Source organism: Sphingobium sp. BYY-5, from assembly GCF_022758885.1.
In the GTDB taxonomy this organism is placed as follows: domain Bacteria; phylum Pseudomonadota; class Alphaproteobacteria; order Sphingomonadales; family Sphingomonadaceae; genus Sphingobium.
The window spans coordinates 1,436,504-1,463,483 of record NZ_JALEBH010000001.1 but is presented as its reverse complement, the minus strand read 5'-3'; the positions used below and the strand labels follow the sequence as shown (position 1 = coordinate 1,463,483).

Below are 26,980 nucleotides of genomic sequence, written 5' to 3'. Positions count from 1 at the left end.
GGCGCAAATGGCTTACCTCCCCGGCTCGTCCAGGCTGTAGCCCAGGCCGCGGATGGTGGTGATGACGTCGGCGCCCAGTTTCTTGCGGATGCGCGTCACGAACACTTCGATCGTGTTGGAATCGCGGTCGAAATCCTGGTCGTAAATATGCTCGATCAGCTCGGTGCGGCTGACCACCTTGCCCTTGTGATGGAGCAGGTAGGAGAGCAATTTATATTCCTGTGCGGTGAGCTTCACCGGGTCGCCGTTGAGCGTCACCTTGCCCGAACGGGTGTCGAGGCGCACGTCGCCGGCGGTGAGTTCGCTCGACGCATTGCCCGACGCGCGGCGGATGAGCGCGCGCAGGCGGGCGATCAGCTCCTCGCTCTGGAAAGGCTTGGCGAGATAGTCGTCCGCGCCCGCGTCCAGCCCCGCCACCTTGTCCGACCAGCTATCGCGCGCGGTCAGCACCAGCACCGGGAAGCTGCGGCCTTCCTTGCGCCAGCGGTCCAGCACGGTCAGCCCGTCGATGGTGGGCAGGCCCAGGTCCAGCACGACCGCGTCATAGCTTTCGGTCGAGCCGAGGAAATGGCCGTCCTCGCCATCAGTGGCGAGGTCCACGGCATAGCCCGCACCCTCCAGCGTATTCCTGAGCTGCTGGCCCAGGCTCGGTTCATCCTCGACGATCAACAGACGCATGGCCTTATCCGTTTCTGTTATGAGTGTTTTTAAAGGGCACGCCGGTCAGCGCGCCATGCCGATAATATCGCCTGTCCGGCCGTCCGCATCAACCCACATCACCTTGCCATCCTTCACATATTTCAGGCGATAGCGGTTGGTCGAGGGGTTGAATTCGCTGCCGACATAGGTCGCGCCGCCCACCACCGCGTCGACGCGGCGCTTTATCAGGGAAAAGGGCATGACTTGGCCGTCCAGCATCGCCTTGCGCGCGGCGTCCTGCTCGTCGCGGCGGCCGCCAGCGTCGGCGCAAGGGATCGCGAGCACCACGACAAGCGACGCGCCGATGGCGGCCAGCAGGCTGTTCCTCTTCATCATCATGGGCATGGCATAGGCGCAAGGCATTGAACAGGTGGTGAATGACAGGGAGATGAACAGAAAAGGCGGCGATGCACAAGCACTTCGCCGCCTTTGCCATCCGGTCATCCCCGCTAAGACAGGAATCCATCTCCTTGCTTCACCTACAGGTGACAGGTCGGGAGAGGGATTTCGGCCCGCGCGGGGATGACGTTATTGGCGGCTACTTTTCCAGGGCGTACTGCACCGTCAGCGATACGGATGCGCTGACCTGGCCGGGTTCGACGGGGGTGTCGGCGGCGGCTTCGGCCTTGAAGCGGGCGCTGGCCATCATCGGCATGGGAGGATTGCCGCCGCTGTTGCTTTCGCTGATCGACAGGAGGCGCGCCGAACGATAGCCCGCCGCCTGAGCGTAGAAATCGGCCTGGGCCTTGGCGCTCTTGAGCGCGTTGGCGCGCGCCTGCGCCTGGAGCGGGGCGGGGTTTTCGATCGAGAAGCTGGGGCCGTTCACATTGGTCGCGCCCGCCGTGACCATGGCGTCGAGCAGTTTGCCGACCTGTCGTACGTCGTGCAGCTTCACCGTGAGTTGGTTCGACGCCTCATAGCCCAGGAAGCGCGGGCCGGAGGCATCACCGTCGCGGTTGTTATAATCATATTGAGCGCCCAGATTGATGCCGCTGGTCTGGATATCCTTCTTGGCGATGCCGGCCTTGGCCAGCGCGGCGATCAGGCTTTCGGTCTTGGTCGCATTGTCCCGCATCGCTTGAGCGGCGGTGGGCGCGCGGCTCTGGACGCCGGTGCCGACGGTCGCGACATCGGGCGCGGCCTCGACGCTTTCGGTGACGTTGAGCGTCACCACCGGCGCAGTCTCGGCGATGGTGACGCTGGTCTGGGCAACAGCCGCGACAGGCAGCGCGGCGGCACTGAGCGCCATCAGGGCGAGAGCGGATTTCATGGACTTGTCTCCTCTATAGGTCCTGCACCCCATTTGGCCTGGGTGCGATGAATGGACGCTGACGTGCGTTGAAAGCCGTGGGACAGCATTCCGGTTCCACTTTTTCCCCGGCGCGAAGGCGGTTTTTCGTTTCCGCATTTTCCAGGCCGGCAGGTGTTCCACCTGCGTCGAAAATGCTCTAGCTGCACCTGCATGGCGGCTCCTATCCTATCCTTCGAAAATCTCGGCCTTAGTCAAGGCACCCACTGGCTGTTCCGGGGCATCGACATCCATGTCGGACAGCGCGACCGGCTGGCGCTGATCGGGCGCAACGGCGCGGGCAAGACGACCTTGCTCAAATTGCTGGGCGGGCAGATCGAGCCGGACGAGGGCACGCGGTCGGTCCAGCCGGGCGCGCGGGTCATTACGCTGGAGCAGGACCCGGACGTGACGCCGTTCAGGACGCTGCATGATTTCGCGCTGGCGGGCGAATATGCACCGCCCGCGCACGAGGTGGAGGCGATCGCCGACCAGCTTGGCATCGACCTGTCGCGCGAGGCGGCGACGGCGAGCGGGGGTGAGCGGCGCCGCGCCGCCATCGCCCGCGCGCTGGCGAGCGAGCCGGACCTGCTGCTGCTGGACGAACCGACCAACCATCTGGACATTGCGGCGATCGACTGGATCGAAAACTGGCTGGCACGCTATAATGGCGCTTTCATCGTCATCAGCCATGACCGCGCCTTCCTGACGCGGTTGACGCGCCAGACGCTCTGGCTCGACCGCGGGCAGATGCGGCGCAACGAGATCGGCTTTGGCGGTTTCGAGGAGTGGATGGAGGCGGTCTATGCGGAGGAGGCGCGGGCGGCGGAGAAGCTGGACGCGAAGCTGAAGATCGAGGCGCACTGGCTGGAGCGCGGCGTCACCGCGCGGCGCAAGCGCAACCAGGGGCGGCTGGCGAAGCTGTGGGAAATGCGCGCTCAGCGAGCGGCGATGCAGGGGCCGCAGGGCACCGCCAAGATCGCGGTGGCGAGCGACGACAGCAAGACCAAGAGCGTCATCAAGGCCGAGCATGTCACCAAGGCCTTCGCTGATCGGACCATCATCAATGACTTGTCCCTGCGCGTGCAGCGGGGCGACCGGATCGGCATCGTCGGCGGCAATGGCGCGGGCAAGTCGACGCTGCTCAAGCTGCTGACTGGCGAACTGGCGCCCGACAGCGGCAGCGTGACGCTGGCCAAGACGCTGGACATGATCTTCATCGACCAGCAGCGCAGCCTGATGCAGGGCGACAAGAGCGTGCGCGACGTTCTGGCCGAAGGGGGCGACTGGATCGACGTGCGCGGGGTGCGCAAGCATATCCATGGCTATCTGAAGGATTTTCTGTTCGATCCGGGTCTGGCCGAGGCGAAGGTCGGCACGCTGTCGGGCGGGGAGCGGTCGCGCCTGCTGTTCGCACGGGAATTTGCCCGCGAATCCAACCTGCTGGTGCTGGACGAGCCGACCAACGACCTTGACCTCGAAACGCTCGACCTGTTGCAGGAAGTGATCGCGGACTATGACGGCACGGTGCTGATCGTCAGCCATGACCGCGACTTTCTGGACCGCACGGTGACGGTGACTCTGGGCCTAGATGGTACGGGCGTGGTCGATGTGATCGTCGGCGGCTATGCCGACTGGATCGCCAAGCGCGACCCGCGCAAGGCGGCGAAGGTCGAAAAGAAGGCGGTGGCCGCGCCTGCGCCGCCCAAGCCTGTATCCGCCAAGCTCAGCTACAAGGACCAGCGCGACCTGGACCTGCTGCCGCGGCGTATCGAGGAACTGGATGCGGTGATCGCAGGGCATGAGGCGACGCTGGCGGATCCGGCGCTCTATACGCGCGATCCCACGAAGTTCGCGGCGCTGACGGGCGCGATCGAGAAAGCGCGGGCGGACAAGGACGCCGCGGAGGAACGCTGGCTGGAACTGGCGGAAAAGGCGGAGGGGTTGGCGGGCTAGTCCCTGTCATAGCTTCCGTTCAGGCTGAGCTTGTCCAAGCCTCTTTCTGCCTCCAAAAGAAGAAAGGGGCCCTTCGACAGGCTCAGGGCGAACGGAAATAGGAGGTGATAGCTACCCGATGGACGCGCAAACCACTTCGCCGCAGCCGCATCATGTCGTTCATTATGTCAATCGCGTCGGCTGGCTGCGGGCATTGGTGCTCGGCGCGAATGACGGGATCGTGTCCACGGCCAGCCTGATGACGGGCGTTGCGGCTTCGGGCGCGGGCAGCCAGTCGATCCTGCTGTCGGGCGTCGCCGCGCTGGTGGCGGGGGCGATGTCGATGGCGGCGGGCGAATATGTTTCCGTCAGCGCGCAGTCGGACACGGAGCGGGCGGATCTTGCCAAGGAAAAGAAGGCGATCGCCACCCAGCCCGATGTCGAATGGGCGGAATTGCGCGACATCTATGTGGAGCGCGGACTGACGCCGGAACTGGCGGAGCAGGTCGCCGAACAGTTGATGGCGGCCGACGCACTGGGCGCCCATGCCCGCGACGAACTGGGCATTTCCGATCTGGCGACGGCGCGGCCGGTGCAGGCGGCGCTCGCTTCGGCAGCGAGTTTCGCGGTGGGCGCTGCGCCGCCGGTGCTGGCCGCCGCGATCGCGCCGGCGGGGAACGCGATCGTCGCGATCGTCGGCACCTGCCTGTTGTGCCTTGTGCTGCTGGGCCATGTCGGCGCGCGGCTGGGCGGGGCGAAGCCGTTGCGCTCGATCGTCCGCACGCTGTTATGGGGTGGGCTGGCGATGGCGGTGACGGCGGGCGCGGGACGGCTTTTCGGCGCGGCGATATGATGGCAAGGTCCGCCGCAACCTGATCCGCCATAGGAGACGAAGCATGACCGATATCCAACAGATTCCGCTCAAGACCATCAAGGGGACGGATGCCAGCCTTTCCGACTATGCGGGCAAGGTGGTGCTGGTGGTCAATGTCGCGTCCAAATGCGGCCTGACGCCGCAATATGAAGGGCTGGAAAAGCTCTATGCCGACTATAAGGCCAAGGGGCTGGTGGTCACGGGCTTCCCCGCCAATGATTTCGGCGCGCAGGAGCCGGGATCGAACGACGAGATCGCGACCTTCTGCACCACCAATTTCGGCGTCGACTTCCCGATGTTCGAGAAGATCGTCGTTACCGGGCCGGACAAGCATCCGCTCTATGCCGCGCTGACCGGCGCGCAGCCGGAGGCCCAGGGAGATGGCGATGCCTTCCGCGAAAAGCTGAAGGGCTATGGCATGACGCCCAATCCGGTCCCGGAAATCCTCTGGAATTTCGAGAAATTCCTGATCGCCAAGGATGGCAGCGTCGCTGCGCGCTTCGCGCCGACGACCGAACCGGGCGACCCGGTGCTGGTGGCGGCGATCGAGGCGGAACTGGCCAAGTGATTCGGACGATATTTGCAGGCGCGCTGCTGCTGGGTGGCGCGCCGATGGCCCATGCCGCGCTCAGCCCCGCCGAGCAGAAGATCGGGGTCACGGTCGAGGCGGGCTATGAACCGTCCGTCGCGCTGCTCGAAAAACTGGTGAACCAGAATAGCGGGTCGATGAACCTGGCGGGCGTGAAGGCGGTGGCCGACATGCTGCGCCCGGAGTTCGAGGCTCTGGGCTTTACCGTGACGTGGAAGCCGATGGACGCGGCCAAGCGCGCCGGTCATCTGATCGCGGTGCATAAGGGCAAGGCAGGCAGCACCAAGATGCTGCTGATCGGGCATCTCGACACGGTATTCGAACCGGATTCGCCTTTCCAGAGCTTCAAGCGTGAGGGGGATTTCGCGAGCGGCCCCGGCGTGTCCGACGACAAGGGCGGGCTGGTGACGATGCTGCTGGCGCTGAAGGCGATGCAGGCGGCCGGGACGCTCAAGGCCGCGAATATCGAGGTGGTGCTGACCGGCGATGAGGAGGATTCGGGCGATCCGGTCGAGATTGCGCGCGCCGACCTGATCCAGGCGGGTAAGCGCGCCGATGTGGCGCTGGATTTCGAGGGGCTGGCGCAAGAGGATGGCAGGGACATGGGATCGATCGCCCGCCGTTCCTCCAATAGCTGGACGCTGACCGCGACGGGCAAGTCAGGGCATAGTTCGGGCATCTTCTCCGCCGCGGCGGGGGATGGCGCCATCTATGAACTGGCGCGGATCATCGTTGCGTTCCGCAAGGAACTGCCCGAACCCAATCTGACCTTCAACGTTGGCCTGATCGGCGGCGGCCAGAGCGCGGATGTCGACAAGGACGGCGTGCGCATCGCGGTGACGGGCAAGACCAACATCATCCCGCCGATCGCGGTGGCCAAGGGCGATTTCCGGACGCTGAGCGAGGAACAGACGAAGCGGGTGCAGGCAAAGATGCAGGCAATCGTCGGCAGCGGCCACCTGACCGGCACGTCGGCCAGCATTGCCTTTGACCTTGGCTATCCGTCGATGGCGCCGACCGAGGGCAACAAGGCGTTGCTGACGAAGCTCAATGGCATCAACCGCGACCTTGGCCTGCCGGAGATGCCGGCGCTCGATCCGCTGAAGCGCGGGGCGGGCGACATCGCCTTCGTCGCGGCGGATACGGACGGGTTGGTGGGGCTGGGCCTTGCGTCGAGCGGCGATCATAGCCCGGCGGAGAAGGCGGACCTGTCCACCATGAAGCGCCAGGCCAAGCGCGCCGCCATCCTGATGAGTCGGCTGGCGGGAGAGAAGGGGCGGAAGTAGCGCTCTGATCGTCATTCCCGCCTGCGCGGGAATGACGGGATTCTTGAATGCCTGCATTATCCTGTGGAAAAGATCATGCTCCCGCCCACACCTTTGCTCATTCCATCGATCGGCCCGGTGCTCGAAACATTGAGCATCGTCGGCACGTTCGTTTTCGCCGCGTCGGGCGCGCTGGCGGCGGCGCGGCTGCGGCAGACGCTCGTCACCTTCGCCTTCTTCGCGCTGGTGACGGGGGTGGGCGGCGGCACGGTGCGCGACCTGCTGATCGGCGCGCCGGTCTTCTGGGTGGTGGACCCGGTGCCGGCCATCGCCTGCATGGGCGCGGCGGTGGTCGTCTGGTTCACCCCGCGCCGCTGGTGGAGCGCCCGCGCGCTCGACTGGCTGGACGCCGTGGGCCTGGCCGCCTTCGCCGTGTTCGGTGCGGCCAAGGCGATGAGCTTTGGCGTCCCGCCCTTCGTTGCGGGGATGATGGGGGTCGTCACCGGCTGCGTCGGTGGCATCATGCGCGATCTGCTGGCGGGGGAGCCGTCGATCCTGCTGCGGCCGGAGCTGTATGTGACGGCGGCGGCGTTCGCTTCGGGCCTGTTCGTGGCGTTGCGCTGGATGGGGTTGGAGGTGCCGGTCGCCGGGGTTGTCGCGGCGCTGCTGGGGTTCGGGTTGCGCGCGGTGGCGATCTGGCGCGGGTTGGGATTGCCGGGGTATCGGGAGGAGGGGTAAATGAAAAGGAGGACTACACCGATCCGTTGAACGCGAGATGTGTGATTTTCCCAGTCTCTATCTGATATTCGGCACCGAAAAAGACCGGGCCACCGTCACACACTCTCATTGCTTGATCGGAAAGCGGCCAGTCTATGTCGATCGGCGCATAACTTCCGTAGATAAAATGTTGCCTACCCCGAACAATGCCGACGAATTGCCGCTGCCACTTTGATGGAAAGCCTTTCCAGTCTTCGTTTGGCTGAGCATTCTTCAATGCTGGCGGCAGTTTGGCTTCGAGCGCTAGAACGTCCTTGGCAGTTGGTGTCCAACTTCCTTCGCCTTTTGCCGGCGCGGATCGTGAGCATTGCGCAAGCATTCCAGGAATTTCTGACGGCTTCAGGACAATAGCGCCTTTGGGCATCATCTGCCCGGTTAGGCCGCACGATAAAAGAACAGCGAGGAATGGCGTTAAAGCAAGGGGGTTGAGCAACCTTCTGCTTTTACACGGCATATCCATATACGCATCATGGTCGTTCATTATCGCCTTGCCCACCCCGCTGCGACTAACGCACTGCGCGCGTAAGTCTCGCTGCCCCTCCCGCAGGCGGGAGGGGAGCATCTGTTTTCAGATCACCGCCACAACCCTGCGAGCATCGCCAGCACGCCGCGTTCCTCCGCCGCATTGCGGGGTTTTGGTGCGCCATAGCCGCGGCATTCCAGGCAGTCCGCGCGGACGCCCGCGCCCATGACCAGCGCTTTTACGTCCGACACGGCCTGTATCGCCCAGCCGCGCTGCGTCCATGCCTGGCGGGCCAGCATGTCGCGCGGGGCGGTGGCGTTGTCCTGTTCGCGGTCGGCGATCGACTGGATGAACTGGGCGAACTTGTCGGGCTGCTTCTCGATATAATAGGTCCGCGCCTTGGCCGGGTCGATCTTCGCGCGGCGGGCGGCTTCGGCGATGGCGTCTTCCAGCCCGCCGAAGCGGTCGACCAGGCCGATCTGGTGCGCGGTGCCGCCGTCCCAGACGCGGCCCTGCGCGATGGCGTCGATCGCCTCTGGGGTCTTGTGGCGCGACTGCGCGACCAGGCCGACGAAGCGGCGGTAGATATCCTCGACCCCCAATTGCATGATCTGGTCGAATTCCGGCGTGGTGCCGCCGGTGACGTCGGGCTGGCCCGACAGCGGCGTGGTGCGCACCCCGTCGGTGGTGATGCCCATCTTCGCCAACGTGCCTTCGAAGCTGGGGATGATGCCGAACACGCCGATGGAGCCGGTGATGGTGTCCGGCTCGGCGAAGATGACGTCGCCCGGCGTCGAGACCCAATAGCCGCCGCTCGCCGCGACATTGCCCATGGAGACGACCACCGGCAGCCCGGCAGCCTTGGCCTGCAATATGGCGTTGCGAATTTTTTCCGACGCCATGACGGAGCCGCCCGGCGAATCGACGCGCACGACCAGCGCCTTCAAGTTCTTTTCATCGAGCGCGGTCAGCAGCAGGTCGGAAATGGTGTCGCCCGCCGCCGAACCGGGACCGGCTTCGCCGTCGACAATGTCGCCCGCGACGGTCAGCACGCCGATCTGCCCGTCATTGGCGGGCTTACGCGCCTTTACATAGCCGGCGAGATCGATGGTGGCGAAGTCGCCCGCCTTGTCGCCGGAGCCGTCGCCCGCGACCTGGGCGACGCGATCGCCGAAGGCGGACTCGTCGCCCAGCCTGTCGACCAGGCCGTTGGCAAGCGCCGCCTTGCCCATGTCGCCGCCGACAGCCTGCGCTGCCGCCAGCGGATTGGCGGCATAGGCAGCGATCTTCGCCTTGGGCCGGGCCTTCGCCACATCTTCCTGCCAATTCTGCCACAGCGCGTCGGCCAGCGCCTGATTGGCCTGTTTCGCTTCGGGCGATTGTTCGGTGCGGATGAAGGGTTCGACGAAGCTCTTGTAGGTGCCGACGCGATAGACATGGGTGTTGACGCCCAGCTTGTCGATCAGCCCCTTATAATAGAGGTTGGAACCGCCCCGGCCCAGGATGGCGACGCCGCCCAGCGGGTCGCTCCACACTTCGCTGGCATGGGCTGCGAGTTGATAGCCGTCGTCGCTGTAAAGGGTGGAATAGGCCAGCACCGGCTTTTTGGCGGCGCGCACGGCGTCGAGCGCCTTGCCCACGCGGGCCATCGCCACCTGGCCGCCGCCCTGGAATCCGTCGAGGTTGAGGACCACGGCCTTGACCTTGCTGTCGCTTTTCGCGGCATCGAGCGCGGCGACAATGTCGGACAGGCGATATTCCTTCGCCTCCGGACCGGAGCCGGTGAGCAGGGCCATGGGGCTGACCTCGGCGGGCTGCTCCACGATGCTGCCGTCCAGATCGAGGAGCAGCGCGCCGGAGGTGATCGCCTTGCCCGGCTTGGGCGAGAAGGAGAGGGCGGCGTATAGCCCGCCGAAGAAGAGCAGCAGGAAGAGGAGGACGAGGCCGTCCTTGATCGCCACCAATATGCGCCAGGCGCCCTTCACAAATGCCAAGTGGGATGTCCTTCCGGTTGAAGTGCCAAGGGCTAACCTATCGGCGGATCGACTGCAATGTGGGCCTGAAACGAACGGCTGCAAGGCTTGCGCCCGCGATTTTGCCCGTTATGGGGAGCGCAACGAACGCCCAAGCGCAGGAGACGTGCCCCATGCCCACTCTCGTCCTTATCCGTCACGGCCAGTCGGCCTGGAATCTGGAAAACCGCTTCACCGGCTGGTGGGACGTGGATGTGACCGAGAAGGGCGCGGAAGAAGCGCGCGCGGCCGGGCGATTGATGGCCGAAAAGGGGCTGGACTTCGACCAGTGCTACACCAGCCTCCAGACTCGCGCGATCAAGACGCTGGACCTGGCGCTGGAGGAAATGGGGCGGCTGTGGCTGCCGGTCGAGAAGGACTGGCGGTTGAACGAGCGTCATTATGGCGGCCTGACCGGCCTAAACAAGGCGGAGACGGCGGCCAAGCATGGCGACGATCAGGTCAAGATCTGGCGTCGCAGCTTCGACATTCCGCCGCCGGTGCTGGAAGCGGGCAGCGAATTCGACCTGTCGCAGGACCGCCGCTATGCCGGCATCGCCATTCCGTCGACCGAAAGCCTGAAGGACACGATCGCCCGCGTTCTGCCCTATTGGGAGGCGACCATTGCGCCTGACCTGAAGGCGGGCAAGCGCGTGTTGATTTCCGCCCATGGCAACTCACTGCGCGCGCTGGTGAAGCATCTGTCGAACATTCCCGACGATGAGATCACCGAACTGGAAATCCCGACCGGCCAGCCGATCGTTTACGAACTGGCGGACGATCTGAGCGCGACGGATCGCTATTATCTGTCGGAACGATAAAAGCGCCGTTCGCCCTGAGCGTAGCGAAGCCACTTCGCTTCGCTCAGTGCAGGGCTTCGACTTCGCTCAGCCCGAACGGACTTTTAATGTGTATAGTAATTGCTCCTTGGCGGCTCGCCCGCTAAGGGGCTTTGCTTTCCGGGCGGCTGCACATGCCGTCCTTCCAGGGGAAGCAGCATATGAGCGGGGCAGTTGAGGTCGGCATCATCATGGGGTCGCGGTCCGATTGGGAGACCATGCGCCATGCCGCCGAGACGCTGGAAGCGCTGGGTGTCGCCCATGAATGCAAGGTCGTGTCCGCCCACCGCACCCCACAGCGCCTCTATGACTACGCGACAGGCGCCGTAGGGCGTGGCCTGAAGGTCATTATCGCGGGCGCGGGCGGCGCGGCGCATCTGCCCGGCATGACCGCGTCGATGACCCGCCTGCCGGTGCTGGGCGTGCCGGTCGAATCCAAGGCTTTGAAGGGCATGGATTCGCTGCTGTCCATCGTCCAGATGCCCGGCGGCATTCCCGTGGGCACGCTGGCCATCGGCAAGCCCGGTGCGATCAATGCGGGGCTGATGGCCGCCGCGATCCTGGCGACCAACGATCCCGATCTGGCGCAGCGGCTCGACGTGTGGCGCGCGCGCCAGGCCGACGCCGTCGCCGAAACCGTCGAAGACTAAGCGGAAGACCCATGACGACCATCGCGCCCGGCGGCACCATCGGCATAATCGGCGGCGGCCAGCTTGGCCGGATGATCGCCATGGCGGCGGCGCAACTGGGCTATCGCACCTGCATCTACGCGCCGGAGGAGAGCGGCCCCGCCGCCGACGTGTCGCCGCGCTGGACGCGGGGTGCCTATGAGGATGCGGGTGCGCTGGCAGCGTTCGCGGACGGCGTGGATGTCGTCACCTACGAGTTCGAGAATATCGATCCGGCAGCGGTCGAGGTGCTGGCCACGCATGGCCTGGTCCGCCCCGGCGCGCAGGCGTTGCGCGTGGCGCAAGACCGGCTGGCGGAAAAGCGTTTCGTCGCCGATCTTGGCGGCCTGACCGCGCCCTTCGCCTCGGTCGAGAGCCTGGACGAGCTGCACGGCGCGGTCGCGCAGGTCGGCAGCCGCGCGATCCTGAAGACCAATCGCATGGGCTATGACGGTAAGGGGCAGGCGCGCCTCAACGCGCCGGACGATGCGGCCGGCGCCTGGAACGCCATCGGCCGGCAGAGCGCGATCCTGGAGGGGTTCGTCACCTTTGCCGAGGAATTTTCGGTGATCCTGGTGCGGGGCGCGGACGGCGCGGTGCGTTTCTGGGATTCGGCCGCGAACGTCCATGTGGACGGCATCCTTGCGACATCGACCGCGCCCGCCGGGCCGCTGATCGAGGGACAGGTGGCGCAGGCGCGCGCGCTGGCGCGACGGATCGCCGATGCGCTGGACTATGTCGGCGTGCTGACCTGCGAATTTTTCGCCAGCGCTGACGGCCCGGTCTTCAACGAGATGGCGCCGCGCGTCCATAATAGCGGCCACTGGACGATCGAGGGCGCGGTGACGAGCCAGTTCGAAAATCATGTCCGCGCCATTTGCGGCCTGCCGCTGGGTGACGCCGGCCTGGCCGCGCCGCGCGTGGAGATGCGCAATCTGGTCGGGGACGAGGCCAATGACTGGCCGGCGATCCTGTCCGACCCCGCCAATCACCTGCACCTGTACGGCAAGCATGAAGCGCGTCCCGGCCGCAAGATGGGGCATGTGACGCGGCTCAGCCTGTGAGCGAGATTGTCGTCATTCCCGCGAAGGCGGGAATCCATCTCCCTCATCATCCCCAGGCGCAAGCTTTGGAGATGGATCCCCGCCTTCGCGGGGATGACGAGGAAATTGGAAGATGAACCGCGCAGAAATCACCCTGGTCCTCGCCCGCGCCGATAATGGCGTGATCGGCAAGGATGGCGACCTGCCGTGGCGGCTGCCGGCGGATCTCAGGCATTTCAAGGCCATCACGGCTGGTCATCCGATGGTGATGGGGCGCAAGACGTTCGACAGCCTGCCCGGCCTGCTGCCCGGCCGTCGCCATATCGTGCTGACGCGCGACAGGGCGTGGACAGCGGAGGGGGCGGAGGTTGCCCATGATGTGGAGAGCGCGATCGCGCTGGCGGATGCGCCTGCCGTGATGGTGATTGGCGGAGCGGAGATTTATCGCCTGTTCCTGCCCCTGGCGGACCGGATCGAACTGACCGAAGTGCATCTGGAGGCGGAGGGCGACGCCGCCATTGCCTATCCCGATGCGACGGTGTGGCGGGAAACGGCGCGGGAGGATCATCCTGCGCTGGACGGGCGGCCCGCCTATAGTTTCGTGACCTTTTGCCGCGTGTAATGCTCCGTCATTCCGGCGCACGCCGGGATCTGGAGCGTGATCGCTCAGTGCCAGTAACCCTGGATTCCGGCCTTCGCCGGAATGACGGCTGTGGAGCGGGCAAAGGCGGGGATGATCCCAATTGCCACGCCCCCGCTGCCCCCCTATAGGCCGCGCCATGGAGCGGCTGACAAGCGATGCCCCGATGCCCGCGCATCTGCGCGGGAGCATCATGGCGCTGGGCAATTTCGACGGCTTTCATGCGGGCCATCAGGCGGTGGTGGGCCGCGCCATCGCGCGCGCGCGCGCCGAAGGGCGGCCGGCGATCGTCGCCACTTTCGACCCGCATCCGATGCGCCTGTTCAAGCCCGACACGCCCAGTTTCCGCCTGACCACGCTGGACCAGCGGCAGGCGTTGTTCGCGCGCGCCGGGGCGGACGCGATGCTGGTCTTCGCCTTCACGCCGCAGCTCGCCGCGCTGGACCCCGCCGCCTATGTCCGCCTGCTGGCGGAAGGGATGGGCGTCGCCGCCGTCGTCACGGGGGAGGATTTCACCTTCGGCAAGGGGCGCAGCGGCACCATCGACAGTTTTGCCGCGCTGGGCATGGCGGCCGAAGCGGTCGCGCCGGTTGCAGATGGGGAGGGCGTCATTTCCTCCAGCCGTATTCGCGATGCGTTGCAACGGGGCGATTGCGCCACCGCGACCCGCCTGCTGACCCGGCCCTTCACCATCCAGGGCGTCGTCCAGCATGGCGACAAGCTGGGCCGCACCATCGGTTTCCCCACCGCCAATATCGACATGGGGCCGTATCTGCGCGCGGCCTATGGCATTTATGCGGTGCGCGGGCTGCTGCCCGCCAATTCTTCCGGAGAACGGCGCGTGCTGGACGGTGCGGCGAACCTGGGCATCCGCCCCAGCTTCGATCCGCCCAAGGAATTGCTGGAGCCGCATTTCTTCGATTTCGCCGAAAGCCTCTATGGCCAGGTGATAGAGGTGCAACTGATCCACTATCTGCGGCCGGAGGCGAAGTTTGACGGCCTGGACCCGCTGATCGCGCAGATCGCGAAGGACTGCACGCAAGCGCGGCAAATCCTTGCGGGAACGCCACGGCTCGCGTAGGGCACCGGGCACATTTCTCTCACCCGTTCGGGCTGAGCCTGTCGAAGCCCCTGTTTCTTTCTTTTTGAAGAAAGTGCGGCCCTTCGACAAGCTCAGGGCGAACGGATTGGTTGTTCTGGATACGCATGACCGACGCACCTCGCCAAGAAACTGAAGACTATAAGTCCACCGTCTTCCTGCCCGTCACCGACTTCCCCATGAAGGCCGGCCTCGCGCAGAAGGAACCGGCCATCGCGGCGAAGTGGGCGGCGATGGACCTGTACGGCAAGCTGCGCGAAAAGCGCGCCGGGCGTGAACGCTTCATCCTGCATGACGGCCCGCCCTACGCCAATGGCGATATCCATATGGGCCATGCGATGAACAAGGTGCTCAAGGACATCATCGTCCGCAGCCAGTCCTTGCTCGGCAAGGATGCGCCCTATGTGCCCGGCTGGGACTGCCACGGCCTGCCGATCGAATGGAAGATCGAGGAGGAGTATCGCAAGAAGAAGCTGAACAAGGACGAGGTGCCCGCGTCCGAGTTCCGCGCCCAATGTCGCGCCTATGCCGACAAATGGGTGGACGTGCAGAAGGAGCAGTTCAAGCGTCTGGGCGTGATGGGCGATTGGGCCGATCCGTACCTGACGATGAAGTTCGATGCCGAGGCGACGATCGTCGGCGAACTGCTGAAATTCGCGGAAAGCGGCCAGCTCTATCGCGGCGCCAAGCCCGTCATGTGGTCCCCGGTCGAAAAGACCGCGCTGGCCGAGGCTGAGGTCGAATATGAGGACGTGACGTCGACCCAGATCGACGTGGCGTTCGAGATTGTGGAGGCGCCGAATGCGCCCAAACTGGTCGGCGCCCATGCGGTGATCTGGACGACGACGCCGTGGACGATCCCGGTGAACCAGGCTTTGGCTTATGGGCCGGAGGTTGAATATGTGGTCGTGGAAAGCGATGGTCGCAAATTGCTGCTGGCGGAGGCGCTGGTCGCATCGGTCCTTTCCCGTCATTCCCGCGAAGGCGGGAACCCATCTCCTAACCTAGCACCGGCCGCAGCGTCGGAGGTGGATCCCCGCCTTCGCGGGGATGACGATGTTGTTTGGCGCGGCAAAGGCTCCGACCTAGCCGGCGCCGTAGCCCGCCATCCGATGCACGCGCTCGGCGGCTTCTTCGCCAAACCGCGCCCCTTCCTCGCGGGCGATTTCGTCACCACCGATGCGGGCACCGGCCTCGTCCATATGGCGCCCGACCATGGTGAGGACGATTTCGCGCTGTGCAAGGCGAACGGCATCAACCCGGTCTTCGCGGTCGAGGGCGACGGCAAATATCGCGCCGACTGGGCATGGCTCGGCGGGCAGGGGTCGGTCATCAACCCGAAGTTCGTGAGCAAGGACGGGCCGATCTGTACCGATCTGCGCGCCGCAGGCGGCCTGCTCGCGGCGTCGGACGACTTCAGGCACAGCTATCCGCACAGCTGGCGGTCCAAGGCGAAGATCATCTTCCGCTGCACCCCGCAATGGTTCATCCCGATGGACAAGCCGCAGGAAGGCGCGGTGGTCGATGTGGATGGCGGCGTGATGCCGACGCCGATCGTCACCGGCAACGGCCCGACCCTGCGCGAAGTGGCGATCGATGCGATCGAGCATACCCGCTGGGTGCCGGAGCGCTCGACCAACCGCATCCGCGCCATGGTGGAGGGCCGCCCCGACTGGGTCATCAGCCGCCAGCGCGCCTGGGGCGTGCCGATCGCTCTCTATGTCCATCGCAAGAGCGGCGACTATCTGGTTGATCCGGCGGTCAATACCCGCATCATTGAGGCGTTCAAGGGTGCGGGCGCGGACGCCTGGTTCGGCGCAGACCATCAGGCGCTGCTCGGCCCCGATTACGACCTCAATGACTATGAGGTGGTGAACGACATTCTCGACGTCTGGTTCGATTCAGGCTCGACCCACAGCTTCGTGGTCGAGGGTCGCTATGGTGAAGGCACGCGCGCCGACCTCTATATCGAAGGGTCGGACCAGCATCGCGGCTGGTTCCAGTCCTCGCTGCTCGAAAGCTGCGGCACGCGCGGTCAGGCGCCGTTCAAGGCGGTGCTGACCCACGGCTTCGCGCTCGACGGGACGGGCAAGAAAATGTCCAAGTCGCTGGGCAATGTGGTCGATCCGCTCAAGATCATGGGCGAAAGCGGCGCCGACATCCTGCGCGTCTGGGTCGCCAGCACCGATTATTTCGATGACGTGCGCATCGGCAAGGAGGTGCTGGCCGGTTCGTCCGACGCCTATCGCAAATTGCGCAATACATTCCGCTACATGCTGGGCGCGCTTTCCGACTATGATGAAGAGACGGAAGCGGTCAGCTATGTCGAGATGCCGGAGCTGGAGCGCTATATGCTCCATCGCCTCGCGACCCTCGACGCGGAACTGCGCTCGGTCGTGGACAAGGCGGCGAAGAGCGACAACTGGCTGGAGTTCAGCCGCTATACCCGCGCGATCTTCGACTTCGCCAACAGCGACCTATCGGCCTTCTTCTTCGACATCCGCAAGGATTGCCTCTATTGCGATGCGAAGTCGGACCCCAAGCGCCGCGCCTATCGCACGCTGCTTGATACGTTGTTCCACGCGCTGGTCCGCTATGTCGCGCCGATCATCCCCTTCACGGCCGAGGAAATCTGGCAAAGCCGTTTCCCAAGTAACGAGGATAGCGTCCATTTCCTGGAATGGCCGGAGGTCGACCATCACTGGATCAACAAGCATCTCGACGACAAATGGGCCGAACTGCGCGACCAGCGTGAGCAGGTCAACGAGGCGATCGAACCGCTCCGCCGCGAAAAGGTGATCCGCTCCAGCCTGGAGGCCGATGTGACCATGGGCGAAATGCTGCCCAGCGACGGTGTGAACTTCGCGGAAATCGCCATCGTCGCCCGCATCGAAATGGGCGTGGGCGACGGCATCGTGGTGAAACCCAGCGAGTGGCACAAATGCGGCCGCTGCTGGCGCCTGTTGCCCGAAGTCACCGAGGACGGCACGCTCTGCAACCGCTGCGACGAGGTGCTGAAGGCTTGAGCGACCATGTTCCTTTTCGTCATCCTGGACTTGATCCGGGTTCCAGGGCGCTATTGTGCCGACCCTGGATGCTGACTTTCGTCAGCATGACGATATAATCAGGCTGAGATAACGCACCCATGCCGACCCCGACCATCAACCACCGCCCGCTGGGCTTGACCGTTGCGATCGTGACGCTCGCGCTCGACCAGTTGGTCAAATATACCGTCACCTATCCGTTGGCGCTTAAGAGCCGCGCGGATGTGGGGATCGACATATTGCCGATCTTCCGCCTGCGCTGGCTGGAAAATCGCGGCGTTTCCATGGGCTTCTTCCATGCCGACACCAATATGATGCGCTGGGCGCTGGTCGGCATGACCATGCTCATCGCCGCTTTCGTGGGGGTGTGGATGTGGCGCGAACGGGCGCGGCAGGATGTCGCGGCGCTCGGCCTGGTGCTGGGCGGCGCGATCGGCAATATCGTGGACCGGGTGCGGCTGGGCTATGTGGTCGATTATGCCGATCTCCATTTCGGCGAATGGCGGCCCTTCCTGATTTTCAACCTGGCTGACGCGGCGATCACGATCGGCGTGCTGATCCTGCTTGCGCGGGCGTTGCTGCTGCGCGACAAGGGCGCAAAGACGGAGACTTTGAAGTGAAGCGTAACCTGATCCTTGCCACTGCCCTTGTTGCAACCCTGTCGGCGTGCGGCGGTGGTGGCGGCAGCCTGCTCAATCGCGGCCGTCCCGACGAATTCGCCGTCTCGCGCCAGGCGCCGCTGGTAATCCCGCCCGACTTCGCGCTGGTCCCGCCCGCTCCCGGCACGCCGGCCGCCGCTGCGGTCGATTCGCGCAGCGAAGCGATGCAGGCCATGTTCGGCGGTCCTTCGGCGCGTAGCGCCAGCGAAAGCACGACGCTGAGTGCCGCAGGCGGCGCCAACGCCGCTGCGGGCATTCGATCCTCCGTCGGCGATCCGGAAACCGAAGTGGTCGACAAGGGCGCTACCACCCGCGACATCATCGCTGCGCCCGAAGGCGATGGCCAGGACGCACGCGCGGCGGTGCCGCAGCAGTAACAGGCAAATGGAGGGGGATCAGTCCTCCTCCACCAGTGCCTTGAGCCGGGCGAGCGTGCTGTCCCATTGGGCGCTCACCTCGTCCAGCCAGAGCCGCGCAGCCTCTATCGCATCGCGCCGCAGGGCATAATGGATCTCCCGCCCGCTCTTGCGGCGATGGACCACCCCCGCGCCATGCAGCACGTCCAGATGCTTGGCGATCGCCTGCCGGCTCATGGGCAGCCCTTCGCCCAACTGCACGATGGATCGTTCGCCGCCATCGGACAGTCGGGCGATCAGTCCCAACCGCGTCGAATCCCCCAATGCTGAAAAGAGCCGGGCGGCGGACGGCGGCGCCGGTTCAGCCTTCGACATAGCGTTTGATATTCTGCACCTGCTCGGCCCAGCCGCCGTCGTTGGAGCGCAGCACATTGGACCGCCGCGGTTCGGGCACCGCATCGAAGCCGCTTTCGGTGACGGTCAGTCTGGTCCCGCCCGCAACCGGCTCCAGCACGAATTCCACCAGGGTCCATTCCGGCACGCCGGTCGTGATCGCGTCCTCGTCCCCACCTGTCGCCGGCCATTCGAACGCGAAGCGCGTCATCGGTTCGATCGCGATGGTGCGGGATTCCCAGGGAAAATGTTCATAACCCGGATAGGTCATGCGGCCGGTCGTCGTCTGACCGACGACAAAGGGCTGGTCGATCGCCACCTGGAACCAGGCGCCGAACTTCTCATGATCGATGAGCGCGTCCCACACTCTGGCGATGGGAGCGGCGATCTCAATGGTCTTGATGATGCTGTCGGTCATATAGGCAACCTCCTGATTGCCTGACCATAGCGCAGCGGCGATAATTTGCAACCATATGGTTGCTTATAATGATCCGCGCCTGTATCGGCTCAGTCGATTGGAGCGCGCGGGGCTAATTCCGAAGGAAAACTACACAATCGTGAAACCATCCAGTCATTGCGAGCGCAGCGAAGCAATCCATGTTGCGACGATGGATTGCTTCGCTGCGCTCGCAATGACGATGTTGCGCTTTATCTCGCCTTTCTGTGGAACTCTGGTTCAGAACAGGGTTTCCGCATTGTGCTCTTAGCGCCGGGCTGGCTGGTAGCGAATCCGGGCCGTGCCTTGCGCTTCGACCGGCAGGTGCAGCCCTGCGCCATAGGCATGGATCTGGCCGGTTTCCATCCGGTCGATCCGGCTGTTTATCAGGAGGTCGCCCAGCCGTTTTTCGGCGATGGCGCGCCGGATCTTGCCCTGGAGATTGTCCAGATCGCGTGTGAAATTCTGGGTCAGCGACGTAGCAATAAGCTGGGAGAAGCCGGGGCTGCTGCCAAGTGCGACCAGCATGTCGCCGGCCACCCTGTCGGTGGCGCCCGTGACCGTCAGGTCGGTGAAGCGGACTTCGGCGGAATTGGGGTTGTTGACCGGGCGGGCGACCAGCCAGATGCGGCCATGAGTGTCGCCGATCCTGCCGGACGCCGGATGGACGGCCAGGGTGATGCCGACGGCGATCCGGCCGTCGGTCGTGCCGTAGGCCTCCACCGTGTCGAACCGCGCGGTCACGGGGCCGATGGCGGGCAGGGTGAAGGGCTGGGCCGCGCGTTTGGTGAGCGCACGCAGGATCACCGGTTCGAGTTGCGCATAGTCGGCGGTGACGGGGATCGCCATGGTGAAACGGCCATTGGCGCGGGTGCGGGAAGGCGGTGGGAGGGGAATTGGCTGCGGATCGGTGGGGCGCGGCCCGACGAAGCTCTCTGTGATCGCTTCCAGCCCCAGGTCGAGCCGCAGCCGGTCGCCGCGCAGGGCATAGCCACCATAAAGCAGTTTTTGCGGCGTCACGCGCATCCACACGGCGGGGTCGCGGGCGTTGAGTCCCAGCGTGGCGAAGCCCTGACGCCAAAGCTGCTCGACCTTGGGCCGCAGTTGGACCCGCGCCAGTTCGCGCGGCAAATCCCGTTCCAACTGGCGGACGATGGGTTGCAGCTTTTCGTCCGCCTGGTCTGCGAAGCCAATGCGCTGGCCAAGGAAATCGATGCCGGGCGGCGTCGTCCAGTCATAGTGGAGCCCGATCTTGCCGGTCAGCGCCCAGCCGGGCGTCAGGTCGAGACGAATACGGGCATGGGCCATGGCTGCGCCGGTCGCGGTTTCGCCCTTCAACCGGCCGCCGACATCGCGCGCGGTGATCTGCGCACGGATCGGCATGTCGGCGACGATATCCTGCCCTTCGCCACGCAAGCGGATGGGACCGCGCGTGACGATGCCGGTGATGGTGCATTTTATCGGCGGCGTGACCTTGATCCGTTTGCCGAAGAGCTTGATGCGCTGGGGCGGGATGCAGCGGGCGGCGGGCTGGTCAATCGACCAGAGGGTGCGGGGCACGGCCGTTTCGATGGCGCGGCGGATGATCGCCGCATCCCCTTCGATCGGTGCGGTCAGGATGGAGGATTTCTGCTGCGCCAGGACGGGATCGTCCGCACGGGGCGGCGGCTTGTCCTCTACCTTGCGATGACAGCCGGGCAGGGCGAGGAGCAGCGCGGCACCCATTGCACCGGCAATCGCCGACCGCATGACACGGTCGGCTCCGGCCATCAGGCCCGCGCCTCCGTCCCCACGCTGTTGTGGCGCAGGGCGGTCAGCACCGTGTCCACGATCGCGTCGGCGTCCAGTCGCGCCTGGGCATATTGTTTTTCCGGCTTGTCCTGGTCCTGGAAGATGTCGGGCAGGCGCATGGTGCGCAGTTTCAGGCCATTGTCGATGAGGCCCAGATCGCTCGCCAGGGTCAGCACATGCGCGCCCAGGCCGCCGATCGCGCCTTCCTCGATCGTCACGGCGACTTCATGGGTGGTCAGCAGCTTACGGATCAGCGCCTCGTCCAGCGGCTTGGCAAAGCGCAGGTCGGCGACGGTGGTGGACAGGCCCTTGGCCTCCAGCGCTTCGGCGGCCTTGAGCGCTTCCTCCAGCCGGGTGCCGAGCGAGAGGATCGCGACCTGCCGCCCTTCGCGCACGATGCGGCCCTTGCCGATCTCCAGCCGCTCGGGGACTTCCGGCATGGCGATGCCGGTGCCGTTGCCGCGCGGATAGCGCACGGCGATCGGGCTGCTGTCGTGCATGGCGCAGGTGTGGACCATATGGACCAGTTCTGCTTCGTCGGCGGCGGCCATCACCACGAAATTGGGCAGGCTGGCGAGATAGGTGACATCGAAGCTGCCGGCATGGGTCGATCCGTCTGCGCCGACCAGCCCGGCGCGGTCGATGGCGAAGCGGACCGGCAGATTCTGGATCGCCACGTCATGCACCACCTGGTCATAGGCGCGTTGCAGGAAGGTCGAATAGATGGCGCAGAAGGGGCGCATTCCCTGCGCCGCCAGGCCCGCCGCGAAGGTCACGGCATGTTGTTCGGCGATACCGACGTCGAAGCTGCGGTTGGGGAAGGCCAGTTCGAACTGGTCGAGGCCGGTGCCCGCCGGCATGGCTGCGGTGATGGCGCAGACGGCGGGATCGCGCTGCGCTTCGGCGATCAATGCCTGGGCGAAGACATGGGTGTAGCTGGGCGGTCCGGGCGGCGCCTTGGCCTGCGTGCCGGTGATGACGTCGAATTTCTGCACGCCATGATATTTGTCCGCCGCCGCTTCGGCCGGGGCATAGCCCTTGCCCTTCTGCGTCACGACATGGATCAAGCACGGCCCTTCGGCCGCGTCGCGGACATTTTCCAGCACCGGGATCAACTGGTCGAGATTATGGCCGTCGACCGGGCCGACATAATAGAAGCCCAGTTCCTCGAACAGGGTGCCGCCCATCGCCATGCCGCGCGCAAATTCGTCGGTCTTCTTCGCCGCCTTGTGGAGCGGGCGGGGCAGTTTGCGTGCGAGTCGCTTGGCAAGGTCGCGCAGGCCCAGGAACTCGCGGCTCGACACCAGCCGGGCGAGATAGGCGGAAAGGCCGCCCACCGGCGGGGCGATCGACATGTCATTGTCGTTGAGGATGACGATCAGGCGATTGCCGGCGTCGCGGGCATTGTTCATCGCCTCATAGGCCATGCCCGCCGACATGGCGCCGTCGCCGATCACGGCGATGCCCTTGCCCGGCTTGTCCTGCATCTTGTTGGCGACGGCGAAACCCAGTGCCGCGCTGATCGATGTGGAACTGTGCGCCGCGCCGAAGGGGTCATAGTCGGACTCGGCGCGCTTGGTGAAGCCGCTGAGGCCGCCGCCCTGACGCAGGGTGCGGATACGGTCGCGCCGGCCGGTCAATATCTTGTGCGGATAGCATTGGTGGCCGACGTCCCACACCAGCTTGTCGTTGGGGGTGTCGAACACATAATGGATGGCGGTCGTCAGTTCGACGACGCCTAGGCCCGACCCCAGATGACCGCCGGTCACGCCCACGGCGGAAATCACCTCCTGCCGCAGTTCGTCGGCCAACTGGCGAAGCTGTTCGGGCTTGAGAGTGCGCAGGTCCGACGGCCAGATGACCTGATCGAGCAGCGGTGTGTGGGGTAGGTCGTTCATAAAGCCAATCTGCAAGGATGGTCCTATTTAGGAAGAAAATTCGGTCATGGCTACCATCTGTCCGAAGCTGCCCGAAAATGCGGGAGATAGGCGGTCATGAAAAGATATGACGGACTCTGTAAATTGAAGAGAAGATGGTTTCGTGTAATGAAATAGAAAGGCTGACAATAGATGGTCGCATAATTGTTTGAGATATTTTAATATTTCTTCAAAAAGGGATGCGATCATGACAAGTAGATCAAAAGCGGCGATTGAACAGATCCAACATACGCTGGCGCGCAAGGGGTTCGATCCGGGAATCATCGACGGTGTTTGGGGGCGGCGTACAGAGTCTGCCGTCAAGGCTTTCCAGCGGTCGGAGGGTCTGGTGGCTGACGGCATCGTCGGACCCAAGACGTGGAAGGCCCTGCTCGGCGAAACCGAAAAGATCGTCAGTGCGGACAATCCCGCCATTCCCTGGTTCCAGGAAGCGCGCCGCCTGATCGGCGTGCGTGAAGTGGTGGGGCCGGGCAATAATCCCAAGATCATCGATTGGGCGAAACATACCGGGATCGACTATGATTCGGACGATATTCCCTGGTGCGGCCTGTTCGTCGCCCATTGCGTCAGCGCGACGCTGGCGGGGGAGGCGCTGCCCGCCAATCCGCTGGGCGCGCGCGCCTGGCAACGGTTCGGTACGACATGTGAGCGGACCTTGGGCGCGATCCTGGTCTTCTGGCGCGGCAGCCGGAATGGCTGGCTGGGGCATGTCGGCTTCTATGCCGGCGAGGATGGCAGCGCCTATCATGTGCTGGGCGGCAATCAGGGCGACAGTGTGTCGATCACCCGCATCGCCAAGGATCGGCTGCTCGACGCCCGCTGGCCCGCGACCGCGCCGAAGACCGGGGCCGGGCCGCTCATCCTGGCGGCGAACGAAACCTTCTTCTCGACCAACGAAGCCTGATCTAGGACCTGATCCGGCGGCGGTCGCTCGTTCAGGCGGGCGACCGCATCAGGCTGCGCATTTGGCGCAGACGCCCAATATCTCGATCACCGGCCGTTCGGGGCGGAAACCTTCCTGTTCGGCGATGGTGCGGACCTGGCCCGTCACCTTGTCGTCATCGACATGGGTGGCCTGCTTGCAGTTGCGGCAGACCAGGAAGATGCAGTCATGATGGCAGCCTGGATGGGCGTTGGCGATATAGGCGTTGGCGCTTTCCACCCGCATGGCGATGTTGTTCGCCACGAACAGGTCCAGGATGCGATAGACGCTGTTGGGCGCCACCCGCTTGCCGCGTGCCTTCGACACGGTGTCGGCGATGTCATAGGCGGAGGCCGGCTTTTCCTCGGCCGCCAGCGCGTCGAAAATGGCGGCGCGCATCGGCGTCCATTGCTCGTTCTGCGCCTCCAGCGTAGCGCGCGCGGCGTCGGCCAGCTTCGCGCCGGTCGGTTCCTGGTGATGATGATGGTCGGCCATGCCCTGTATCTATGCGCCGCCGCCGCGTCCGGCAAGTGCGGGCGAGTCCGTTTGGAATGCGCCTTTCGGCGCATAGCGGCACCGGCCCACACCCCCACCCGGCCACCCAACGGCAGTATCATATGGGTGGCCGGGTGGGGGAGAGGGCCGGTGCCGCCTCAAAATGCGCTCTTCCGCGCATTTTCAAACAGACTTTCAGGGCCGGGTGAAGCTCCAGGCGGCCCAGAGCCATCCCGCGATCATCAGCGTGCCGCCGATCGGCGTGACCGCGCCCAGCCATTTCGGTCCACCCAGCGCCATGGCGTAGAGGGTGAAGGCGAAGATCGCCGCGCCGACGAGCAGCAGGGCCGCCGCCCCGCGCGCCAGGCCCATGATGGCCACTGCCGCTACGGCGTGGATCAACTGGTACAGGCCGCCGGTGCGCAGCCATTCGGCGGCCTTGGGATCGGTGACGCCATGCGCCCCGAATGCGCCCGCGCCGATAGCGATCGCTGCCGACAGGCAGGCCAATAACGCGATCATATTTCTTCTCCATCCCCTCTACTGAGCAACCGCATCGCCTTGCCCGGTCGATACATCAAATCTTTGGCCGCCAGCAAAGTGCCAGTTTCGATCTGGACGGCGAGACGCTGTTCATCATTGGCGCGATATTGGCGCTCGACCTCTTCCACTTCCTCCTGCGGCACGCCCAGCGCCTGCATCGCCCGCACGCCCATGCAGATGGCCGATTCGTAGACCTCGCGGACCACCCCGGCCAGATCCATGTCCTGCACCGCCAGCAATTGCCGCCGGTCGAACACGCGGACCATCAGCGCGGCCTGCGGGAAGGCTTCGGTGATCGGTCCCAGCGCGCGGGTGTCGAGCGAGGGATCGTCGATGCAGAAAGCGATCAGCCGCGCCTCTTCAGCGCCCGCGCGGCGGAGCAGGTCGATGCGGGTGCCGTCGCCATAATAGACTTTCATGTCGAACTGGCTCGACACCTCGATCTGCGCGGGCTTCTTGTCGATCAGGGTGACGCCGAAGCCGTGGCCCATCAGCATCTGCGCGACGGTCTGGCCGAAGCGGCCATAGCCCACGATGATGGCGTTGCCACGCGGCGCGTCTTCGGGGCCGGACAGGTCGCCGCCATCCTTGGGCCGCGCAAATTCGAAGCGGCGGGCGAACAGCATCAGGAATGGGGTCGTCGCCATGGAGAAGGTGACGATGGCGCTGAACAGGCTGGCCGCCTGCGGCGCGATCAGCAATGCGCCCTGCGCCTGGGCGAAGAGGACGAAGCCGAATTCACCGCCCTGGGAGAGAAGCAGGCCCGCGCCCAGCGCCTGCTGCCAGTTCATGCCGAACAGGCGGGCGAGGCCGGAGATGATCGCGGCCTTGGTGATGACCAGCGCCGCCGCCATGGAGAGGACGAAGAGCGGGTTGGCCGCCACCGCGCGCAAATCCAGCACCATGCCCACGGCCAGGAAGAAGAGGCCGAGCAGGATCGAGCGAAACGGTTCGACATCCGCCTCTATTTCGTGGCGATAGGGTGAATCGGCCAGCATCACGCCCGCGACGAAGGCGCCCAGCGCGGTCGATAGATGCAGGCTGTGCATCAGCGCGGCGGCGGCAAGGACGGTGAACAGGCCGACCGTGACGAACAGTTCACGCTCCCCCAGCCGCCCGACCAGCGCGAGGAGGGGGCGCAGGATGAAGCGTCCGGCCAGCACCAGGCCGGCGATTGCGGCGACGGTATAGCCCGCCATCATCCATCCCGGCGGGCCGCCGACGTCGGTCGGATTGCGGGAGAGGGCGGCGACGATGGTGATGAGCGGGACGATCGAGAGATCCTGGAACAGCAGGATTGAGAAGACCTTTTCGCCGAAGGGCGAGTTGATGCGGCCGCTACTCTTGAGGCTGGGCAGCACCTGCGCGGTCGAGGAGAGGGCAAGCGGCAGGCCGAGCGCGATCGCTGCGCCCCAGGTGAAGCCGGTCGAATAGAAGATGATCGCGGTCAGCGCGCAGCCGCATATGACGACTTGCGCCAGACCCAGGGCGAAAATGTCGCGCTTCAATCGCCAGAGCCGCGCCGGGTGGAGTTCGAGGCCGACGAGGAAGAGCAGCAGGACGATGCCGATTTCGGCAATGGCGAGCTTCGATTCGGCTCCGCCGACCAGGCCCAGCCCCTGCGATCCGACCAGCGCGCCCGCGACCAGATAGCCGAGCACGGCGCCCAGACCGAACCGGCGAAAGAGCATGACGAAGAAGACGGCGGCGCCCAGCAGGATGACGCCTTCGGACAAGAGTATGTCGGTTGCGCTGATGGGGCTTGTGGCACCGGACATCAGGCGTCGGCCATCCGCGCGGCTTCGGCGATGGCTTCGAACCCCAGGCGGATCGAGGCGTGGCGGGCGGGATAGGCGCGCGCCGGAGCCAGCACCGCAAGGCCCGGCCAGAAATCGAGATCGTCGCTGTCCCCGGCCAGATAGGCGGTCAGTCGATCGCGCGCATCGGCCAGTTCCTCCGCCGTCAGGCCAATCGCCTGGGCGGCCATCAGCGCTGCCGACGCCTGGCCCAGAGCGCAGGCCTTCACGTCCAACCCCATTTCCGCGAGCTTGCCGCCCGCCATCCGCACGTCCGCCGTCACGCGCGACCCGCAGGTGGGTGAGCGTTTCTCGACGCTTGCCTGCGGATCGGCCAGGCGCTGGTGATGCGGGATGCTGGCGGCGAGCCGCAATATGTCCTTGTTATACAGGGGGGCGTTCATGCCGACCCATGTA

27 protein-coding genes are annotated in these 26,980 nt (G+C 65.1%); 14 read left to right on the top strand and 13 right to left on the bottom strand.

Annotation, left to right across the window (positions count from 1 at the left end; translation table 11 throughout):
- Positions 1-12: 12 nt before the first annotated feature.
- The 3 genes from MOK15_RS06975 to MOK15_RS06965 all read right to left on the bottom strand — a co-directional run bounded on the left by MOK15_RS06975 (position 13) and on the right by MOK15_RS06965 (position 1,969).
- A complete protein-coding gene (locus MOK15_RS06975; RefSeq protein ID WP_242930928.1) occupies positions 13-678 on the bottom strand; it encodes a response regulator transcription factor in 666 nt (221 codons plus the stop codon).
- 45 nt (positions 679-723) lie between these two features.
- Positions 724-1,062: a hypothetical protein gene (locus tag MOK15_RS06970; RefSeq protein ID WP_242930927.1), complete on the bottom strand. Its 339-nt coding sequence runs from the start codon at positions 1,060-1,062 to the stop codon at positions 724-726.
- A gap of 175 nt (positions 1,063-1,237) precedes the next feature.
- Positions 1,238-1,969: an SIMPL domain-containing protein gene (locus MOK15_RS06965; protein WP_242930926.1), complete on the bottom strand. Its 732-nt coding sequence runs from the start codon at positions 1,967-1,969 to the stop codon at positions 1,238-1,240.
- Positions 1,970-2,161: 192 nt separating this feature from the next.
- Between MOK15_RS06965 and MOK15_RS06960 the strand changes: the two genes are divergently transcribed.
- From MOK15_RS06960 to MOK15_RS06940, 5 genes are all read left to right on the top strand, one after another.
- Positions 2,162-3,943, top strand: a complete 1,782-nt coding sequence (locus tag MOK15_RS06960) for an ATP-binding cassette domain-containing protein (protein ID WP_242930925.1) — start codon at positions 2,162-2,164, stop codon at positions 3,941-3,943.
- Between the two features lie 118 nt (positions 3,944-4,061).
- Entirely contained in the window at positions 4,062-4,775 is a 714-nt protein-coding gene (locus MOK15_RS06955) for a VIT family protein (protein ID WP_242930924.1), read from the top strand.
- Positions 4,776-4,818: 43 nt separating this feature from the next.
- Positions 4,819-5,364 (top strand): glutathione peroxidase, encoded by a 546-nt coding sequence (locus MOK15_RS06950; RefSeq protein WP_242930923.1) that lies wholly within the window; start codon positions 4,819-4,821, stop codon positions 5,362-5,364.
- Positions 5,365-5,408: 44 nt separating this feature from the next.
- Positions 5,409-6,671, top strand: a complete 1,263-nt coding sequence (locus MOK15_RS06945) for a M20/M25/M40 family metallo-hydrolase (protein WP_242932668.1) — start codon at positions 5,409-5,411, stop codon at positions 6,669-6,671.
- A 75-nt stretch (positions 6,672-6,746) separates the two neighbouring features.
- On the top strand, positions 6,747-7,388 hold the full coding sequence (locus MOK15_RS06940; RefSeq protein WP_242930922.1) for a trimeric intracellular cation channel family protein: 642 nt from the start codon (positions 6,747-6,749) through the stop codon (positions 7,386-7,388).
- Between the two features lie 13 nt (positions 7,389-7,401).
- On the opposite strand, the gene MOK15_RS06935 is transcribed toward MOK15_RS06940, so the two are convergent.
- Together MOK15_RS06935 and sppA are read right to left on the bottom strand one after the other, a co-directional pair.
- On the bottom strand, positions 7,402-7,908 hold the full coding sequence (locus tag MOK15_RS06935) for a hypothetical protein (RefSeq protein ID WP_242930921.1): 507 nt from the start codon (positions 7,906-7,908) through the stop codon (positions 7,402-7,404).
- A gap of 92 nt (positions 7,909-8,000) precedes the next feature.
- The gene (gene sppA / locus MOK15_RS06930; protein ID WP_242930920.1) at positions 8,001-9,884 is read right to left on the bottom strand and encodes a signal peptide peptidase SppA; all 1,884 of its coding nucleotides are present in this window, start codon (positions 9,882-9,884) and stop codon (positions 8,001-8,003) included.
- 152 nt (positions 9,885-10,036) lie between these two features.
- On the opposite strand from sppA, the gene gpmA reads away from it, so the two are divergent.
- The 8 genes from gpmA (at position 10,037) to MOK15_RS06890 (ending at position 18,271) form a co-directional block, all read left to right on the top strand.
- Positions 10,037-10,723 (top strand): 2,3-diphosphoglycerate-dependent phosphoglycerate mutase, encoded by a 687-nt coding sequence (gene gpmA, locus MOK15_RS06925; RefSeq protein ID WP_242930919.1) that lies wholly within the window; start codon positions 10,037-10,039, stop codon positions 10,721-10,723.
- 179 nt (positions 10,724-10,902) lie between these two features.
- Positions 10,903-11,391 (top strand): 5-(carboxyamino)imidazole ribonucleotide mutase, encoded by a 489-nt coding sequence (purE, locus tag MOK15_RS06920; RefSeq protein ID WP_242930918.1) that lies wholly within the window; start codon positions 10,903-10,905, stop codon positions 11,389-11,391.
- A gap of 11 nt (positions 11,392-11,402) precedes the next feature.
- On the top strand, positions 11,403-12,473 hold the full coding sequence (locus MOK15_RS06915) for a 5-(carboxyamino)imidazole ribonucleotide synthase (protein ID WP_242930917.1): 1,071 nt from the start codon (positions 11,403-11,405) through the stop codon (positions 12,471-12,473).
- Positions 12,474-12,585: 112 nt separating this feature from the next.
- Positions 12,586-13,074 carry a dihydrofolate reductase gene (locus tag MOK15_RS06910; protein WP_242930916.1) on the top strand — a complete coding sequence of 163 codons (489 nt, stop codon included), beginning with the start codon at positions 12,586-12,588 and terminating at the stop codon, positions 13,072-13,074.
- Positions 13,075-13,231: 157 nt separating this feature from the next.
- On the top strand, positions 13,232-14,173 hold the full coding sequence (locus MOK15_RS06905; protein ID WP_242930915.1) for a bifunctional riboflavin kinase/FAD synthetase: 942 nt from the start codon (positions 13,232-13,234) through the stop codon (positions 14,171-14,173).
- Positions 14,174-14,298: 125 nt separating this feature from the next.
- Positions 14,299-17,217, top strand: coding sequence for an isoleucine--tRNA ligase (ileS, locus tag MOK15_RS06900; RefSeq protein WP_242930914.1), 2,919 nt, complete (start codon positions 14,299-14,301; stop codon positions 17,215-17,217).
- Positions 17,218-17,336: 119 nt separating this feature from the next.
- Positions 17,337-17,855 (top strand): signal peptidase II, encoded by a 519-nt coding sequence (lspA, locus tag MOK15_RS06895; protein WP_242930913.1) that lies wholly within the window; start codon positions 17,337-17,339, stop codon positions 17,853-17,855.
- Positions 17,852-18,271 (top strand): DUF3035 domain-containing protein, encoded by a 420-nt coding sequence (locus MOK15_RS06890; protein WP_242930912.1) that lies wholly within the window; start codon positions 17,852-17,854, stop codon positions 18,269-18,271. Before lspA ends, MOK15_RS06890 begins: the two co-directional genes overlap by 4 nt.
- A gap of 18 nt (positions 18,272-18,289) precedes the next feature.
- Here MOK15_RS06890 and MOK15_RS06885 read toward each other — a convergent pair whose 3' ends face one another.
- The 4 genes from MOK15_RS06885 to dxs all read right to left on the bottom strand — a co-directional run bounded on the left by MOK15_RS06885 (position 18,290) and on the right by dxs (position 22,768).
- Positions 18,290-18,625 carry a metalloregulator ArsR/SmtB family transcription factor gene (locus MOK15_RS06885; RefSeq protein ID WP_242930911.1) on the bottom strand — a complete coding sequence of 112 codons (336 nt, stop codon included), beginning with the start codon at positions 18,623-18,625 and terminating at the stop codon, positions 18,290-18,292.
- Positions 18,612-19,061, bottom strand: coding sequence for an SRPBCC family protein (locus tag MOK15_RS06880; RefSeq protein ID WP_242930910.1), 450 nt, complete (start codon positions 19,059-19,061; stop codon positions 18,612-18,614). The genes MOK15_RS06885 and MOK15_RS06880 overlap by 14 nt, the downstream gene beginning before the upstream one ends.
- A 285-nt stretch (positions 19,062-19,346) precedes the next feature.
- Complete coding sequence (locus MOK15_RS06875; protein WP_242930909.1) at positions 19,347-20,849, bottom strand: DUF4403 family protein; 1,503 nt, start codon at positions 20,847-20,849, stop codon at positions 19,347-19,349.
- A complete protein-coding gene (gene dxs, locus MOK15_RS06870; RefSeq protein WP_242930908.1) occupies positions 20,849-22,768 on the bottom strand; it encodes a 1-deoxy-D-xylulose-5-phosphate synthase in 1,920 nt (639 codons plus the stop codon). The genes MOK15_RS06875 and dxs overlap by 1 nt, the downstream gene beginning before the upstream one ends.
- A 226-nt stretch (positions 22,769-22,994) precedes the next feature.
- Between dxs and MOK15_RS21850 the strand changes: the two genes are divergently transcribed.
- On the top strand, positions 22,995-23,711 hold the full coding sequence (locus MOK15_RS21850) for a TIGR02594 family protein (protein WP_278254127.1): 717 nt from the start codon (positions 22,995-22,997) through the stop codon (positions 23,709-23,711).
- 48 nt (positions 23,712-23,759) lie between these two features.
- Here the strand turns inward: MOK15_RS21850 and MOK15_RS06855 are convergent, their stop codons facing one another.
- The 4 genes from MOK15_RS06855 to MOK15_RS06840 form a co-directional block, all read right to left on the bottom strand.
- Complete coding sequence (locus tag MOK15_RS06855) at positions 23,760-24,224, bottom strand: transcriptional repressor (RefSeq protein ID WP_242930907.1); 465 nt, start codon at positions 24,222-24,224, stop codon at positions 23,760-23,762.
- 195 nt (positions 24,225-24,419) lie between these two features.
- On the bottom strand, positions 24,420-24,746 hold the full coding sequence (locus MOK15_RS06850; RefSeq protein ID WP_242930906.1) for a DUF423 domain-containing protein: 327 nt from the start codon (positions 24,744-24,746) through the stop codon (positions 24,420-24,422).
- Positions 24,743-26,545 carry a cation:proton antiporter gene (locus tag MOK15_RS06845; protein ID WP_242930905.1) on the bottom strand — a complete coding sequence of 601 codons (1,803 nt, stop codon included), beginning with the start codon at positions 26,543-26,545 and terminating at the stop codon, positions 24,743-24,745. The genes MOK15_RS06850 and MOK15_RS06845 overlap by 4 nt, the downstream gene beginning before the upstream one ends.
- Positions 26,545-26,967 carry an iron-sulfur cluster assembly scaffold protein gene (locus MOK15_RS06840; RefSeq protein ID WP_242930904.1) on the bottom strand — a complete coding sequence of 141 codons (423 nt, stop codon included), beginning with the start codon at positions 26,965-26,967 and terminating at the stop codon, positions 26,545-26,547. Before MOK15_RS06840 ends, MOK15_RS06845 begins: the two co-directional genes overlap by 1 nt.
- Positions 26,968-26,980: the final 13 nt, after the last annotated feature.